13 protein-coding genes are annotated in these 13,334 nt (G+C 65.8%); 3 read left to right on the top strand and 10 right to left on the bottom strand.

What is annotated here, in order from left to right; genetic code table 11:
- Positions 1 to 6: 6 nt before the first annotated feature.
- Entirely contained in the window at positions 7 to 1,011 is a 1,005-nt protein-coding gene (locus tag NF876_RS21480; RefSeq protein ID WP_262270668.1) for a BMP family lipoprotein, read from the bottom strand.
- 152 nt (positions 1,012 to 1,163) lie between these two features.
- Between NF876_RS21480 and NF876_RS21475 the strand changes: the two genes are divergently transcribed.
- Positions 1,164 to 1,952 carry a HesA/MoeB/ThiF family protein gene (locus tag NF876_RS21475; protein WP_262270667.1) on the top strand — a complete coding sequence of 263 codons (789 nt, stop codon included), beginning with the start codon at positions 1,164 to 1,166 and terminating at the stop codon, positions 1,950 to 1,952.
- 23 nt (positions 1,953 to 1,975) lie between these two features.
- On the opposite strand, the gene pheT is transcribed toward NF876_RS21475, so the two are convergent.
- The 6 genes from pheT to NF876_RS21445 form a co-directional block, all read right to left on the bottom strand.
- Positions 1,976 to 4,387 (bottom strand): phenylalanine--tRNA ligase subunit beta, encoded by a 2,412-nt coding sequence (pheT, locus tag NF876_RS21470; protein WP_262270666.1) that lies wholly within the window; start codon positions 4,385 to 4,387, stop codon positions 1,976 to 1,978.
- Between the two features lie 13 nt (positions 4,388 to 4,400).
- Entirely contained in the window at positions 4,401 to 5,483 is a 1,083-nt protein-coding gene (gene pheS, locus NF876_RS21465) for a phenylalanine--tRNA ligase subunit alpha (protein WP_262270665.1), read from the bottom strand.
- A 179-nt stretch (positions 5,484 to 5,662) separates the two neighbouring features.
- A complete protein-coding gene (gene rplT / locus NF876_RS21460; RefSeq protein WP_009494554.1) occupies positions 5,663 to 6,031 on the bottom strand; it encodes a 50S ribosomal protein L20 in 369 nt (122 codons plus the stop codon).
- Positions 6,032 to 6,074: 43 nt separating this feature from the next.
- A complete protein-coding gene (rpmI, locus tag NF876_RS21455) occupies positions 6,075 to 6,275 on the bottom strand; it encodes a 50S ribosomal protein L35 (RefSeq protein WP_047187697.1) in 201 nt (66 codons plus the stop codon).
- Positions 6,276 to 6,475: 200 nt separating this feature from the next.
- Positions 6,476 to 6,997, bottom strand: coding sequence for a translation initiation factor IF-3 (infC, locus tag NF876_RS21450; protein ID WP_245435431.1), 522 nt, complete (start codon positions 6,995 to 6,997; stop codon positions 6,476 to 6,478).
- A 136-nt stretch (positions 6,998 to 7,133) separates the two neighbouring features.
- A complete protein-coding gene (locus NF876_RS21445) occupies positions 7,134 to 8,327 on the bottom strand; it encodes a glycosyltransferase family 4 protein (protein WP_262270664.1) in 1,194 nt (397 codons plus the stop codon).
- Between the two features lie 121 nt (positions 8,328 to 8,448).
- Between NF876_RS21445 and NF876_RS21440 the strand changes: the two genes are divergently transcribed.
- Positions 8,449 to 9,204 (top strand): alpha/beta hydrolase, encoded by a 756-nt coding sequence (locus tag NF876_RS21440; protein WP_262270663.1) that lies wholly within the window; start codon positions 8,449 to 8,451, stop codon positions 9,202 to 9,204.
- Positions 9,205 to 9,225: 21 nt separating this feature from the next.
- Here NF876_RS21440 and NF876_RS21435 read toward each other — a convergent pair whose 3' ends face one another.
- From NF876_RS21435 to argH, 3 genes are all read right to left on the bottom strand, one after another.
- The gene (locus NF876_RS21435) at positions 9,226 to 9,492 is read right to left on the bottom strand and encodes a BQ00720 family protein (protein WP_262270662.1); all 267 of its coding nucleotides are present in this window, start codon (positions 9,490 to 9,492) and stop codon (positions 9,226 to 9,228) included.
- Positions 9,493 to 9,517: 25 nt separating this feature from the next.
- Positions 9,518 to 9,952, bottom strand: a complete 435-nt coding sequence (locus NF876_RS21430; protein WP_262029997.1) for an Hsp20 family protein — start codon at positions 9,950 to 9,952, stop codon at positions 9,518 to 9,520.
- A gap of 174 nt (positions 9,953 to 10,126) precedes the next feature.
- Positions 10,127 to 11,491: an argininosuccinate lyase gene (argH, locus tag NF876_RS21425; RefSeq protein WP_262270692.1), complete on the bottom strand. Its 1,365-nt coding sequence runs from the start codon at positions 11,489 to 11,491 to the stop codon at positions 10,127 to 10,129.
- A 234-nt stretch (positions 11,492 to 11,725) separates the two neighbouring features.
- Between argH and NF876_RS21420 the strand changes: the two genes are divergently transcribed.
- A complete protein-coding gene (locus NF876_RS21420; RefSeq protein ID WP_262270661.1) occupies positions 11,726 to 13,327 on the top strand; it encodes an ABC transporter substrate-binding protein in 1,602 nt (533 codons plus the stop codon).
- The last annotated feature ends 7 nt before the right edge of the window (positions 13,328 to 13,334 follow it).

The following is a 13,334-nucleotide window of genomic DNA, read 5'->3' as shown; positions in this document are numbered from 1 at the left end:
TTCATCTTACATCGGGCACTTGGAGTCCGACATGTAGTCGTGCACCTTGATGGCGCCGGACTTGATGTCGGCGGCGGCCTTGTCGGCGGCGGCCTTCATGTCGGCGGTGATCAGCGACTTGTTGTTGTCGTCGAGCGCCCAGGCGACGCCGTCCTCGGCCAGACCCAGAACTGCCACGCCGGCCTTGAACGCGCCCTTCTTCGCCTGATCGAAGGCGTTGTAGGTCGCCACGTCCACGCGCTTGACCATGGAGGTCAGGATCTTGCCCGGATGCAGGCCGTTCTGGTTCGAGTCCACGCCGATGCCGAGCTTGCCCGCGTCGGCGGTGGCGCGCAGGACACCCACCCCGGTGCCGCCAGCCGCGTGATAGATCACGTCGGCGCCGCGATCGATCTGGCTCTTGGCGAGCTCGCCGCCCTTCACGGGATCGTTCCAGGCCGCCCCCGTGGTGCCGGTCATGTTCTGGAACACCTCGCCGTCCTTCTTGGCGTATTTCACGCCCTGGACGTAGCCGCAGGCGAACTTGCGGATGAGCGGAATGTCCATGCCGCCCACGAAGCCGACCTTGCCCGACTTGGACGCCTGAGCGGCCAGGAGCCCGACCAGGAACGAGCCCTCGTGCTCCTTGAACACGATGGACTGCACGTTGGGCTTCTCGACCACGGCATCGATGATGGCGAACTGGGTCTTCGGGAACTCCTCGGCGACCTTCTTCAGCGCGGTCTCCTGGGAGAAGCCGACGGCCACGATGGGCGAGAAGCCGTCACGGGCGAAGCGGCGCAGGGCCTGCTCGCGCTGAGCGTCGTTCTGCGGCTCGAAATCGCGGTAGTCGGTGCCCGTGTCCTTCTTGAACTTCTCGGCGCCCGTGTGAACGCCCTCGTTGAAGGATTTGTCGAACTTGCCGCCCAGATCGTAGACGACGGCGGGCTTGAAGGCGGCCTGCTGCGCGAAGGCAGCCGAGGCGGAAAAGGCGAGCCCCGCGAGCGCGAGGCCGAACTTGGTAACTGTCATCGGCTTTGTTCCCTGTTAGACGCCGGCTTTCTGCCGGTTGCCCCCTGACGATGGCACGGCAAGGGTCACGACGCCAAGGCCCCTGTCAAGGCGGCATGTGACTTCCTTCAAGGAATAGTTGATAGCTAAACCAATTCCCGTAAGGTCATGACATGGCTCTCGCATCGGACGAAATCGACCGCTATGCCCGACACCTCGTCCTGCGCGACGTGGGCGGGCCAGGCCAGCTGAAACTGAAGGCCGCTCGCGTGCTCGTGATCGGGGCCGGCGGCCTGGGCGCGCCCCTGCTCCAGTACCTCGCCGCCGCCGGAATCGGCACCATCGGGGTCGTGGACGACGACGTGGTGAGCCTGTCAAACCTGCAGCGGCAGGTGATCCATGGCACGCCGGATCTCGGCCGCCCCAAGGTGGAGAGCGCCGTCGGGGCGATTGAACGGCTCAACCCGCATGTGAGGGTCGAGCCTCACCCCGTCCGTCTGACGGGGGAGAACGCGCGGGATCTCATCCGCCGCTACGACATCGTGGCCGACGGGTCGGACAATTTCGACACCCGCTACGCGGTGTCAGACGCATGCTTTTTCGAGAAGAAGCCCCTGGTGACGGCGGCGCTCGGGCAGTTCGACGGGTCGCTCACCACGATCCGGGCCCATGAGACCGGCCAGGACGGCAAGCCGAACCCCACCTATCGCTGTCTCTTCCCCTCCCCGCCTCCGGCCGGCGCCATTCCGACCTGCGCGGAAGCCGGAGTTCTCGGTGCTCTTGCCGGAGTGATGGGCAGCCTGATGGCCATGGAGGTGATCCGCGAGATCGTCGGCTTCGGCGACAGCCTCGTCGGGCGCCTGCTGATGGTCGATGCGCGCGCGATGCGGTTCGACGCCGTTCGCTATGCATGGGACGAGGCGAACCCGCTGAGCGGAACGGAACGCCCGGACACGGCCTGAGCCGCGTCCGGGCGGATCTTTCCTTACCCGCGCAGCACTGCGCCGGTCTTCTTGGACACCTCGCCGACGATCTTGGCCGACACGGCCTCGATCTCCACGTCGGTGAGCGTCTTCTCGGTGGGCTGAAGGGTGACCGCGATGGCGACGGACTTCTTGTCCGGATCGATGCCGGTGCCCTCGTAGATGTCGAACACGTCGACGCCCACGATCAGCTGGCGCTCGGCTCCCTGCGCGGCCTTCACGATGTCGCCCGCGGCCACGTTGCGGCCGACCACGAAGGCGAAGTCGCGGGTGAGCGGCTGGAAATCGGGCAGGCTCAGCTTCGGCTTCATCTTGGTCGGCTTGGCCTTGGGCGGCGGCAGCGCGTTGAGATTGAGCTCGAAGGCCACCAGCGGGCCCTTCAGGTCCAGCGCCTTCAGGATCTTCGGATGCACCTCGCCGAAGGCCCCGACCACGTTCTTGGGTCCGAACTGCAGCGTGGCCGAACGGCCCGGATGGAACCAGGCCGGACCACCGGCGACGATCTGGAGCCCCCCGGCAGGGATCCCCAACGCCGCGAGCAGAGCCAGCACGTCCGCCTTGGCGTCGAAAGCGTCGACGCTCTGCGCGCCGCCGTCCCAATGGCGGCCGACGCCCTCCGCCCGGGCCGTCCCGCGACGGACGGCTGCGGCCTTGATCGACTGGCCCTCCGGCTCGTCGGACGCGAAGGTCTGGCCGACCTCGAAGAGCGCCACGTCGCTAAAGCCCCGGTCCGCATTGCGCTGCGCCGCCTTCAGGAGACCCGGCAGCAGGCTCGGACGCATGTCGGAGAGCTCGGCCGTGATCGGGTTGGCGAGCGCCAGCCGGCCGTCGCCGCCGCCGAAAAGCTCCGCCTCGCTCCTGGCAATGAACGACCAGGTCACGGCCTCCACCAGCCCCCGTACGGCCAAGGCCCGGCGGGCAAGCCGCGTGCGCTTCTGGATGAGGGTCAGGATGGGCTTGGCGACCGTATCCTCCAGGCGCGGAAGGGGTTTCGACTCGATGCGGTCGAGGCCGGCGATGCGGATGACCTCCTCGACGAGATCCGCCTTGCCCTCGATATCCGGGCGCCAGGACGGCGCCGTCACGCTGACGCGCTCTCCCGAACCCTGAACGCCGAAGCCGAGCTTCGCGAGGATCTGCTCGGACTCGGCAGGCTTGACGTCGAGCCCCGACAGGCGCGGGACCTCGCTCCATGGGAAATCGATCACGCGCTTGTTCTCGGGCACCTGTCCGGCCACCATGGCCTCGCTCGCTTCGCCGCCGCACAGGTCGATGACGAGCCTGGTGGCGAGATCGAGGCCCGGCACCGTGAAGGCCGGATCGACCCCGCGCTCGAAGCGGTAGCGCGCATCGGTGATGATGCCGAGCTTGCGGCCGGTCTGCGCGATGTTGAGCGGGTCCCAGAGAGCCGATTCGATCAACACCTCGGTCGTATTCTCGTCGCAGCCCGAATGCTCGCCGCCCATGATGCCGCCGATGGACTCGACGCCGTTCTCGTCGGCGATCACCACGACGCCGGGGTCGAGCCTGTAGGTGCGGGTGTCGAGGGCCAGCACCTCCTCGCCGTCCCTGGCGCGACGGACGGTCAGGTTGCCCTTCACCTTCCTGGCGTCGAACACATGGAGCGGACGGCCCCGATCGAAGGTCATGTAGTTGGTGATGTCGACGAGCGCGTTGATCGGACGGAGGCCGATGGAGAGCAGGCGACGCTGCATCCAGTCCGGCGACGGGCCGTTCTTCACGCCACGCACGAGGCGGAGCGCGAAGGCCGGGCAGAGCGTCTCGTCCTCGATCGTCACGGAGACCGGGCAGGGCCCCCTGCCCTCGACGGGCGCGACGGCATCGGACTTGAGCGTCCCGAGACCGGCCGCCGCCAAGTCCCGGGCGATGCCGTGGATCGACGTGCAGTCGGGGCGGTTCGGCGTGAGATTGATCTCGATCACCGGGTCGTCGAGGCCCGCATAGGCCGCATAGGGCTGACCGACCGGTGCATCCTCGGGCAGATCGATGATGCCGTCGTGGTCGTCCGAGATCTCGAGCTCCGATCCCGAGCACAGCATGCCGGCGCTCTCGACGCCCCGGATGGTGCCGACGCCGAGCGTGATGTTCTTGCCCGGAATGTAGGTGCCGGGCGGCGCGAACACGCTCTTCATGCCGGTGCGGGCGTTCGGCGCGCCGCAGACCACCTGGATCGGGGCGCCCGCGCCGGTATCGACCATGCACACCCGCAGGCGATCGGCGTTCGGGTGCTGCTCGGCGGAGATCACATAGGCCACCGTGTAGGGCGCCAGGGACTTCGCCTTGTCCTCGACCCCTTCGACCTCGAGGCCGATGCGGGTGAGCGTCTCGACGATCTCGTCGAGGGAGGCTGTGGTCTCGAGATGATCCTTCAGCCAGGAGAGGGTGAATTTCATGGGTGCTCTCCGCTTAGGAAGTCAGGCCGCTGACCAGCGACGGAATGTCGAGCGGGCGGAAGCCGTAATGGTTCAGCCAGCGCACATCGGCCTCGAAGAAGGGGCGCAGGTCCGGCATGCCGTATTTGAGCATGGCGATGCGGTCGATGCCCATGCCCCAGGCGAAGCCCTGATACTCGTCCGGATCGAGCCCGCAATTGCGGAGCACGTTTGGATGGACCATGCCGCAGCCGAGGATCTCGAGCCAGTCCGTGCCTTCGCCGAAGCGGATTTCGCCGCCCTTGCGCGAGCACTGGATGTCGACCTCGGCGGAGGGTTCCGTGAAGGGGAAGAAGGACGGGCGGAACCGCATCTTCACCTGCTCGACCTCGAAGAAGGCCTTGCAGAACTCTTCCAGGATCCACTTCATGTGCGCGATGTTGGCCTGCTTGTCGATGACGAGGCCTTCCACCTGGTGGAACATCGGCGTGTGGGTCTGATCCGAGTCGTGGCGATAGGTCCGGCCCGGGATGATCACCCGGATCGGCGGCTTCTGCGAGGTCATGGTGCGGATCTGGACCGGCGAGGTGTGCGTGCGCAGCACCTTGCGCTCGCCCTTCTCGTCTGGGGCGAGGAAGAAGGTGTCGTGCATCTCGCGGGCCGGATGCCCCTCGGGGAAGTTGAGCGCCGTGAAGTTGAGGTAATCCGTCTCGATGTCCGGCCCCTCGGCCACGGAGAAGCCCATATCGGCGAAGATCGCGGTCAGTTCCTCGATCACCTGGCTGATCGGATGGACGCGCCCGCGAACCTCGGGAGCTTCCGGGACCGGCAGCGTCACGTCGATGCGCTCGGCGGCAAGGCGCGCTTCGAGCGCGGCCTCAGCGAGGGTTTCCTTCTTGGCGACAATGGCGCCCTGAACCTTGTCGCGCAGGCCGTTGATGAGCGGTCCGCGTTCCTTGCGCTCCTCCGGCGTCATGGCGCCGAGGGTTTTCAGCAGTTCGGAGACGGAGCCCTTCTTGCCGAGCGCAGACACGCGCACGGTTTCCAGGGCCACTTCGTCGCCGGCGGCATCGACCTGGGAAAGCAGGTCACGTTCGAGTTGATTGAGGTCAGTCATCGGTCCCTTGCCAGATGCAAGCGCTTTGAGTGAGGCGCGGCGCGGGAACCGTCAAGTCTTCCGAGCCGCGTGGTGGCGACCGACAGCCCTCTGGCCGTCAGCGCGAATGGTCTCGGAGAAGGGGGAGTCAGGCGGTGCGGCTGACAGTTCAGCCGCACCGAAGCTGGTCTATCCGACCGTTAGGCGGCCTGCTGCGGCAGGGCGGCCTTGGCGGCGTCCACATAGGCGGCGAAAGCCGCCGGCTCGTGGATGGCCATTTCGGACAGGACCTTGCGATCGACCTCGATCCCGGCCTTGCCGAGACCGTCGATAAATCGGGAATAGGTCAAGCCATGCGTGCGGACGGCAGCGTTGAGGCGCTGGATCCAGAGAGCGCGGAAGGTGCGCTTCTTGTTGCGACGGTCGCGAGTGGCATATTGCATGCTCTTCTCGACCGCCTGCTTGGCGATGCGGATGGTGTTCTTGCGGCGGCCGTAGAAACCCTTGGCGGCCTTGAAAACCTTCTTGTGCTTGGCGTGGGCGGTAACGCCCCGTTTGACGCGGGCCATGGAAAAACTCCTTCAAAATCCGGGATGTGGGGGAAGAACCGCCTTAGCCGTTCGGCAGGAAGTACTTCTTCACGTTGTAGGCATCGCCCTCGAACAGGGTGGTCGTGCCACGCAGGTTGCGGATCTGCTTGTTCGACCGCTTGATCATCCCGTGGCGCTTGCCGGCCTGGGCGTAGACGACCTTGCCGGTGCCAGTGATCTTGAAGCGCTTTTTCGCGCCAGACTTCGTCTTAAGCTTGGGCATTTGGCTCTCCTTTGGTCAGGCCGACGGGGCGGTTCTCACCGCCTTGCAGGCCCAGTCTTGCTGCTTGAGCAAAACGAACCGCCACGGCAGCCCTCACAGCCGGGCGGTTCGATGAAGGGCGGCTTATGGCAGAAGCGCGCCCAAAAAGCAATGGCCGCCGGAACCCCGACGGACATGAATTTCTCTGACGGAGGAACCGCTTACCGCGGTGCCAGGACCATGACGACCTGACGGCCCTCGAAGTTCGGCTCCATCTCGACCTTGGCGAGATCGCCCACATCGGCCTTGACCCGATCGAGGACCTTCAGGCCCAGGGACTGGTGCGCCATCTCGCGGCCGCGGAAGCGCAGGGTGATCTTCACCTTGTTGCCTTCCTCGAAGAAGCCCTTCATCGCCTTCATCTTGACCTCGTAATCGTGGTCGTCGATGCCGGGACGCAGCTTGATTTCCTTAACCTCGACCGTCTTCTGCTTCTTGCGGGCCTCGGCGGCCTTCTTCTGCTCGAGAAAGCGGAATTTGCCGTAATCGAGGATCTTGCAGACGGGAGGATTGGCGTTCGGCGAGATCTCCACGAGATCGAGGCCGGCCTCTTCGGCCACCTTGAGGGCATCGAAGAAGGGGACGACGCCCCGGTTCTGCCCTGCATCGTCGATCAGCTGCACTTCGCGAACACCGCGAATGTCTCGGTTGGCGCGCGGTCCGTCCTTTTGCGGCACCGGCATGGCTCTCATTGGTCTGCGAATGGCTCGTATCTCCTGTTGAGGGCTAGGCCGAGGATCGGAGATTCCAAGGAATCCCTGCGGTGCATGCTCAGCCTTGCCACGAATGAACTGACATTTCGCGCAAATGCGCGGGAAGTCAACTTGTTCTATGGGTAAAACGGCCTGTCAGAAGGTCCGAATACACATCGAGGGTGCTCGATACCATGCGCTCGAGCGAGAAATGACGCTCCACATGGGACCGGGCCCTGGCGCCGAGGGCGATTCTGGCGCTGGCCCCCAGGCTCAGCGCCGCCCCGACCGCCTCGGCGAGCGCATCGGGATCGCCCGCCGGAATCCGCCAGCCCGTGCGCTCGTGCGGCGGTACGGCCGGCGGGGACAGAACGGTCTCGGGCACAGCCCCGAGATCGGACACGACCACGGGGGTTCCCATGGCCTGCGCCTCCACGGCCGAGCGGCCGAAGGCCTCGGGCTCGGTCGAGGGCACGGTGACCACGGAGGCCGCCAGGAAGGCCGCCGGCATGTCGGTGCAGTGCCCGACCCGGCGCACGACGCCCTTCAGCCTCCGGGCCTCGATCAGGCCGTCGAGATCCTTCACGTAGGAATCCCGCCCCTGCGGATCGCCGGCGAGGATGTAGGCCACGTCCGTCAGGCCCGCGTCCCGCAGCCTGGCGGCGGCCTCGATCAGCACCTTCTGGCCCTTCCACCCGGTCAGACGGGCGGCGAGCAGCACCACGCGCTCGTGGGGCGAGACCTCCCAGGCCTTTCGCAGGGCCTCGATCCGCTCCGGCGCCACGGCCTGCGGGGAGAACACGGCGAAATCCGTCCCCCGGTGGATGACCCGGATTCGCTCTCCGGCCTGCGGATAGACAGAGCGGATCAACTCGCCCGTGTACTCGGAATTGGCGATGACCGCGTCCCCCCGGGCCATGACGGAATTGTAGAGGACCTTGACCGAGGAGCGGCCGGAATAACTGCCGTGATAGGTCGTGACGAACGGAATGTTGAGCGAGCGCGCAGCGCCCAGGCCCACCCAGGCCGGCGCCCGCGACCGGGCATGCACCAGGGACACCCGCTCGTTGTGGCAGATGCGGGCGAGCTTGCGCACGTTGAGGAGCATGGAGAACGGGTTCTTCGTCGCCGCCGGGAACGGGATCCACACCCCTCCCTTGGTCTGAAGCTCGCCGACGAGCCGCCCGCCCTCGGTGGCCACGAGGGCGCGGGCCCCGGCATGCACCAGCCCCTCGGCAATGTCGACGGTGGTCCGCTCGGCTCCGCCGGCCTCCAGTTCGGGCACGATCTGCAGGATGGTCCGGCCCTCGAGCGGGTGCATATGGGACGATGGAAAAGCCGTCCCTCCGCCGGGTCGCGCTGAAAAACTCACGGATGTAAGAGCCTTCTCAAAAGAATCGTCTAGAAACGGTTGCTTCAAAGCAGTTGAGGATGAGTTAACCATGCCGCAAAGCGTCACGGCTGGCCAGGATGCCCGCCCCATCGCCGTCCTGTTCCGGGAGGGCAAGGGCCCGCCCGTCGTCTGGCTCGGGGGCTTCAAGTCCGACATGCGCGCGACCAAGGCGACCGCCCTGGACACCTGGGCGGAGGCGAATGGCCGCGCCTTCCTGCGCTTCGATTATAGCGGCCATGGCGAGTCGGGAGGAGCCTTCGAGGACGGGACCATCTCCCGCTGGCTCGAGGATGCCCTGACCGTCATCGAGCGGTTCGTGAAGGAGCGCCCCGTCCTCGTCGGCTCCTCCATGGGCGGGTGGATCAGCCTGCTCGCAGCCCGGCACCTCATGGAAAAGCGGCCAGAGATCGCTCCCGCGGGGATCGTTCTCATCGCCCCGGCGGTCGACATGACCGAGCGGCTGATGTGGCGGCGTTTCCCCGAGGATCTCAAAAAGAGCGTGCAGGACACCGGGGTCTATCACCGGCCCTCGGCCTATTCCGACGATCCGTACCCGATCACCTGGAAGCTGATCGAGGACGGGCGCCGGCATCTCCTCCTCGAAGGTCCGATCCGGACCGGTTGCCCGGTCCATATCCTGCAGGGCATGGAGGATCCGGACGTGCCGTCGAGCCACGCCCTCGAACTCGTCGAGCACCTGCCGGGAGACAGCGTGTCGCTGACCCTGATCAAGGACGGCGACCACCGGCTCTCCCGGCCGGAGGACATCGAACGGCTGATCGCTGCGGTGGAGGGGATTGCCTGATGCCAGGGGAGACGGTGAGCCCTAATGCAGGCTCACCGTCGTCAGGTCATGCGCCCAGGCATTGGCCACGGCGGCGTCGTGGTTGTCGGTCAGCAGGATCGGCTCGCCGCTGGCGGACAGGAGGGCGAAGAGGCGCATGCCGGGCTCGAGCTTGGGAGCCTGGGGGAACAGCCGCGCCACCTCGTCGGATTCGAGCGGCTTCACGTAAGCCATCTGCCCCACGCCCAGGGAGGCCAGTTCGGCGACCCCGAGAACCGGCTCGGCATGGTGTTTGATATCGAAGTTCATGGACATCTCCTTGTTGCGGATGCCGTCACACCTTGTCCGACGCGATGATGTCGATCTTGCGGACGATCCGTTCCGGCTCGGGCCGGACGAGATCGATCGACAACAACCCGTTGGACAGGTCCGCGCCCATGACCTCCATGCCGTCGACAAGGAGGAAGGTGCGCTGGAACTGACGGGCGGCGATGCCGCGATGAAGGAAGTGCCTTGTCTTGTCGTCGGACTGTCGGCCCCGGATCACGAGCTGGTTCTCTTCCAGGGTCACCTCCAGCTGGTCCCGGGTGAAACCGGCGACGGCCAGGGTGATGCGGAGGCGCTCGGGAGCGTGCTCCGTGCGGGCCAGGCGCTCGATGTTGTAGGGCGGATAGCCGTCTCCCGCCGCCTTGGCGACACGGTCGAGGGCCTGCTCGATCTCATCGAAGCCCAGCAGGAACGGATGCCCAAAGGGCGACTGACGCGACATGTTCGAAGCCCAAGGTTAGAGGCACTTCGGTTGGTTTTGAGCCCGCCGATGCGGCACTCAAGTGGCTCCGGACGGAGCCGCTGTCGGCAATATGGCGATGGTGTCCCGGCCTATCAAGGGCCCGCGGGACCCTTCCGCCAGGGCCGGAATGACAAGGGTTAACAGGCGAGCCGGTCAGACCCGCTCCCGCCACCAGGCGACCTGCTCGGCGACCCGGACCGGAGAGGTTCCGCCGAAGCTCGTGCGGGAGCGGACGGAGTTTTCGACCCCCAGCACGTCGTAGATGCCCTGGTGGATCTTGGGCTCGATGGCCTGCATGGCGTCCAGGGGCAGCTCCTCGAGGGTGCAGCCGCGCTTCTCCGCCTCCGAGACGATGCGGCCCGTGACGTGATGGGCGTCCCGGAACGGGATGTTGAGGCTGCGCACCAGCCAATCGGCGAGATCGGTCGCCGTGGAGAAGCCCGCCCCGGCCACCGCGGCCATGCGCTCGGGCACCGGCTCCAGGTCCTGGATCATGCCGGTCATGGCGGCCAGGACGATCTCGATGGTGTCGGCGGCGTCGAAGAGCGGCTCCTTGTCCTCCTGGGTGTCCTTCGCATAGGCGAGCGGCAGCCCCTTCATGACGGTCAGAAGCGAGACCAGCGAGCCGACGACCCGGCCGCTCTTGCCGCGCACCAGCTCGGCGGCGTCGGGGTTGCGCTTCTGCGGCATCATGCTGGACCCGGTGGTCCAACGGTCCGGCAGGCGCACGAAGCCGAAGGGGGCTGACATCCAGATGATGATTTCTTCCGCCAGACGCGACAGATGGACGGCGCAGATGGAAGCCGCCGCCATGAACTCCAGCAGGCTGTCGCGGTCCGAGACTGTATCCAGCGAATTGCGGGTCGGACCGTCGAAGCCGAGCGCCCTGGCGGTCATGTGCCGGTCGATGGGGAAGGACGTGCCGGCGAGCGCCCCGGCCCCGAGGGGGCACTCGTTCAGGCGCCGGCGGGAATCCCGGAACCGGCCCCGGTCCCGGCCGAACATCTCCACATAGGCCATCAGGTGGTGTCCGAAGGTCACCGGCTGGGCGCTCTGGAGGTGGGTGAAGCCCGGCATCACCGTGGCGGCGTGCGCCTCGGCCTTGTCGAGGAGGGCCTTGATCAGGATGGTCAGCTGCTCGTCGGTCCGGTCATGGGCCTCGCGCACCCACAGCCGGGTGTCGGTGGCGACCTGGTCGTTGCGGCTGCGGGCCGTGTGCAGGCGGGCCGCCGGATCGCCGACGATCTCGCGCAGCCGGCTTTCCACGTTCATGTGGATGTCTTCGAGCGCCGTCGAGAAGGTGAAGGAGCCGGACTCGATCTCGCCCAGGACCCGCTGGAGCCCCTGATGGATGGCGTCCCGGTCGCTCTCGGCGATGATTCCTTGCTTGGCCAGCATGGCGCTGTGGGCGATGGAGCCCTGGATGTCCTGGGAAGCCAGGCGCTTGTCGAAATCGATGGACGCGTTGATGGCTTCCATGAGCGCGCTGGGCGAGGACGAGAACCGCCCGCCCCACATGGTGTTGGCACCGGATTTCTTGGCTTCTTCAGACACGGTCGTTCACCCAGAAAGAGACTCGGGCTCGCCTTTGCCACACTTTGTCCCCGGAGGCCAACCCGGATCGGCATCTGCCCGCCCGTTGGGCAGACTGCGCAACGTTTGCCAGTTTAAAACCAGTTGCTGGACTCGACAGCTGTTGTGTGATTTGCATTCATATTGGCGCAACAACAGGCGCTCCGAGCGCCGAAGGGAATGGCCATGAAGCGACTTCCGAAATTTCTCCTATCTGCCGCCTTGGTTGCCACCATGGCGACCTCGTTCACCGCCGTCATGGCGGCGACCCCGCCGGACACCCTGGTTCAGGCCTGGCAGAGCGACGACATCATCTCGCTCGACCCGGCGGAAGTGTTCGAGTTCAGCGCGTCCGAGATCATGGGCAACACCTATGAACGCTTGGTCGCCTACGACGTGAAGGACGTGTCCAAGATCTACGGGCAGGTGGCGGAATCCTGGACCGTCTCGCCGGACGGCAAGACCTATACGTTCAAGCTGAAGCCCAACCGGAAGTTCGCGTCCGGCAACGCGATCACCGCCGAGGACGTGGTCTACTCGCTCCACCGCGCCGTGTCGCTCGACAAATCGCCCGCCTTCATCCTGGGCCAGTTCGGCTTCACGAAGGACAACGTGAAGGACAAGATCAAGCAGACCGGCCCGCTCGAACTCACCATCGAGGTCGACAAGCCCTACGCGCCGACGCTCGTCCTCTACTGCCTCGGCAACTCGGTCGCGTCGATTGTCGACAAGAAGCTCCTCGTCCAGAACGAGAAGGACGGCGACTGGGGCTATAACTGGCTGAAGACCAAGTATGCCGGCTCCGGCCCGTACATCATGCGCGACTGGAAGGCCAACGAGGTCCTGGTCCTCGAGCGCAACCCGAACTACGAGCAGAAGACGCCCCTCGCCCGCGTGATCTTCCGCCATATCAAGGAGACCGCGAGCCAGCGCCTCCTGCTCGAGAAGGGCGACATCGACGTGGCGCGCAATCTCAACCCGGAAGAGATCGCCGCGCTGTCCAAAAACCAGGACATCAAGATCACGAGCGCGCCCAAGGGCACGATCTATTATCTCGGCCTGAACCAGAAGAACCCGAATCTGGCCAAGCCCGAGGTCCGGCAGGCACTGAAGTACCTGGTCGACTACCAGGCGATCGCCGACACCATTATGAAGAACCAGGGCGAGGTGCACCAGAACTTCCTGCCCAAAGGCTTCCTCGGCGCCGAGACCAACAACCCCTACAAGCTGGACGTCGCCAAGGCGAAGGAGTTGCTCGCCAAGGCCGGCCTGAAGGACGGGTTCTCGGTCACTATGGACACCCGTTCCACCGCCCAGATCATGGGCATCGCCCAGGCCATGCAGGGGACCTTCGCCCAGGCCGGCATCAAGCTCGAGATCCTGCCAATGGATTCCAAGCAGGCCCTGACCAAGTACCGGGCCCGCCAGCAGGACATCTACATCGGCAACTGGGGCTCGGATTATCAGGACCCGAACTCCAACGCGGACACCTTCGCGGCCAACGACGACAACTCGGACAACGCGAAGGCCAAGCCACTCGCCTGGCGCAACGCCTGGGATCCGGGTCCGCTGACCGCCAAAACCCGCGCGGCCGTGATGGAGCGCGACACGGAGAAGCGTGCGCAGATGTACAAGGAACTCCAGAAGTCGGTTCTCGACGACGGTCCGCTCGTGATCTTCCTGCAGCAGGTCGAAGTGGCGGCCGTGCGCAAGAACGTGGACAACTTCGTCCTCGGACCGTCCTTCAGCGACAACGACGTATCCCAGGCGAAGAAGAACTGACGCTTCG

Source organism: Microvirga yunnanensis (assembly GCF_025460875.1).
The sequence above is the reverse complement of the archived record's forward strand: the minus strand, read 5'-3'. Positions and strand labels throughout refer to the sequence as shown.